This is a genomic window from Microcystis sp. M049S2, from assembly GCF_020245625.1.
Taxonomy (GTDB): Bacteria; Cyanobacteriota; Cyanobacteriia; order Cyanobacteriales; family Microcystaceae; genus Microcystis; species Microcystis ichthyoblabe_A.
In genome coordinates, this window is record NZ_JADBUN010000280.1 from 1 (window position 1) to 3,190 (window position 3,190).

Below are 3,190 nucleotides of genomic sequence, written 5' to 3' on the forward strand. Positions count from 1 at the left end.
CTTCAGTTATTTCGGTTTTAGAAGAGATGTTAAAAGCCGCACTTATAGTAAATTCTTTTGAGGAGTGTAGGAAGTCTTTTAGTATCATCATAAATAAGTAGTGTGGGTAATACCTACCTTACTTAGTAAACTGTTTGAAATTATCGACAATATGATGACTTTATCCCCTGAATTGCAGTCAAGTTTAGAGAGTAAAATCAAACAATTTGAGGAGGAAAGAACCATGCCTTTAATGAGTAATATGGAGTTACGAGGAATAGAACAGGGTAAGGAAATTGGTAAGGAAATTGGAGCGTTAGAGAATGCTCGTGATTTTGTCAAAACAGTTTTGCAAGCTCGCTTAGGTGAAGTTCCTTTAGATGTGGAACAATACCTGAATAAAGTTTCCGTACTATCTACATTACAAGAGATTGTTAAATTAGCAGCTACCGCTCATTCTCTCGCAGAATTTAGGCAGTCTTTGGCAAAAATCCAATAATCTTATCCTAATATCTAGAAAACGGGTTTCTTTGAGAAACCCGTTTTCTGTAAATTTCTGTTACAGCACCCTTGAAAAATTGGCAATTGTTAGGCTAAAACTGTTAGCAATAAACCTTTGCAGTTAATGTCATGACTTCTACCCTGTTGCCCCTCCTTCCTGCTATTTACGATGTTTTGTTCGATTTTGCTCAATCTGATGGCTTGGTTCAAGCTAATCAGGTGGCTGGTGTGAGAAATCAAGGTTTAACCGCTAATTGATGATTTGACAGTCTTCAACCCTAACCCACACCAGCTAGTTAGGCAGTTGTTTAAAAACCGGCTGACTCGGCTGAATAAATAATAGCAAAGCAATTTGTGGGCTATGTCCACTCTACATTACTAAATTATGGTTAAAGCTAAAAGCTTTGCCAATAATTTGATTTTAGATCATTTTCTACAATTGAAAAACATATTACTGAGAGCTATGAGCAACCCAAATATTGATTTAAATCCAGCGCAGTGGAGTTTCAGAGGAAACTCATCTGATATAAGTAATGCTATCAATGCAATTACTTCTCGATTTTCAAGCGATCGCGGCAATATTATTAATGGATATTCTGCTACGAAGTTAGTCGTTGATCAATTTTTAGCTAATCCAAAAGTAACAAACCAGCAACTTATTCAAATTTCCAGAAGTACATTAGATAAATTTTCGGCTGATGATTCTACCGTTCCCACGAAATACTCAGATTATGCCACAAAACCTGGTCATCTGATGGCGGTGGACGCATTTTATATGCTTACTGGCAATCCCAAAGGCCAAGTTTCTACAGAGCTTAATGGTTTGGGTTTTACTGGTACTTCAAGTCTCCTCGTTACTTATGCAGAAAACAATCCCGCACTGCTATTAGGAACAATAGAACATGATTTAACAGACTATCTTCAAGATGCAGGCGTTACCAATCTAAACACTTCTCTTTGGGGAATAGCAGACAAAGCCGCTTCTGCCTTTGTTATGTTTGCAGAAACTTTGGTTGCTGGATATATTCCATCAGAAGAGGAAATCTTCAATGTCATGGGTACGCGCCAGTTGCCAACTAGAGAAATGGAACTAAGGCAAACTGTTACTAGGTTAGGAAATGTTAGTTCAACTCTCGCTACTAAGTTAGCAATGCACTATGGAAATGAAGAATTCGGAAGTCAATTAATTGCCGCAACTGCAACAAAAACCCTTGGCGGGTGGTTAGGAGATAATTTAGCTTATCAACTGGCAAGTGTGGGAAGCTCAATACCAGCACGAGCTTTATATACAAGACTTTATGGGAACTTTACTAATACATTGTTGGGTTTTGGTAGTTCTGCAATTAGTCAAGCTTTTTCAGAGAAATTTGATATAGAAGATCCCCTTGCTCAAATTGCGATTGATCAAGTTACTGCTTCACTAACTAATCATATTTTTTCTGGGTTAACTGAGGCTGCTTTTGGCAAATCGTTTGCTGTTAATTATTTAGGAGTAGATCCTTATATCAACCTCAGCCTTACAAAAGCATCAATTATTGGAGAGGTTGTTAATACAGGGTTTGGCGCATTGCAATCTTTCGCAAGTACTCAACTTTTTAATTATGTCGATAAGGTATGGACGGGGGCTGACTTAAATAATTTTGGTGCTTCGATTGGTGGAGTAATCGGTGGTTTTATTGCTCCCGGAATTGGGAACTTTTTGGGTTCAGTTATTGGTGGATGGGCGTGGGATCTTATTTTTGACAAAGATCCTCGTGCTTATTATTCTGTATATTACAATGTTGCAGCGGGTAAGTTTGTTAGTCAATTTAGCTTTTCAGCAGACGGTGGAAAAACAGAAGTGGCTCAACAGATGGCTCAATCTGCATCAGATACGCTTCAGTTGATTGCTGGCATGATTGGAGGTACTCCTTTAAGTATTACTGCCACCGAATATGGTCATTATGAAAAAGAATTTGTTTTTAATGTTGGTGGTAGTGGTAGAAATTCTTTTTCAAGTATTCAAGCGGCTTTAGATAATGGCATTATCAGACAGTTAAAAACGCTGAATATTCAAGCGGGCGATCCTTATATGAAGCGTGTAATTGCTCTTCCTTCTTATAATTCTGATCTCAAAGGTTTGTTTACTGATCTGGGTGTTGCAAAGGAGTATAGTGTTCATAAAGTTGATCCCATACTCTACGGTCAGGCTATTTTAAATGTTGATAATGCGGATGCACGAAAATATTTACTCGATGATTGGCGCAGGGTACAAACAAGAGCAAAAGAGCTAACACTTGATGCTTTACCTGGGGATGATGGAAGTGAGTTTATTGCTGGTACTGTTGGTAATGATTCTATTGATGGTGGTGCAGGAAATGATTTCCTTTTTGGTGATCAAGGAAATGACTGGTTAAGCGGTGGTGCAGGTAACGATAGACTGCAAGGAGGCGATGGTAAAGATACCCTTTTAGGTGGAGATGGAGATGATACGCTTATTCCTAATTCTGCGGGTGCAGGAGATAGTCTAGACGGGGGAGCAGGAACAGATACACTGATTTTAGATTACAGTAGTTATAACTACGACAATGGCAATTACGGTGTTTACAATACAGATGGAAATACAGTCAAAGCTCGATATGGTTCCACTCTCATTGCTAGTTACAGCAATATTGAACGATTCAATATTACGGGAACTCAGTTTAGTGATACTCTCCAAGGAAGCGAGGGA

The 3,190-nt window shown here is 38.5% G+C and carries 3 protein-coding genes; all 3 read left to right on the forward strand.

The features are described 5' to 3' along the window. The first annotated feature begins 151 nt into the window (after positions 1 to 151). Entirely contained in the window at positions 152 to 478 is a 327-nt protein-coding gene (locus tag IM496_RS21490; protein ID WP_287663271.1) for a hypothetical protein, read from the forward strand. A gap of 131 nt (positions 479 to 609) precedes the next feature. After that, the gene (locus tag IM496_RS21495; RefSeq protein ID WP_265578368.1) at positions 610 to 738 is read left to right on the forward strand and encodes a hypothetical protein; all 129 of its coding nucleotides are present in this window, start codon (positions 610 to 612) and stop codon (positions 736 to 738) included. A 127-nt stretch (positions 739 to 865) separates the two neighbouring features. Beyond that, positions 866 to 3,190 (forward strand): calcium-binding protein (locus IM496_RS21500; RefSeq protein WP_502862090.1); only part of this gene is annotated, 2,325 nt, incomplete at its 3' end.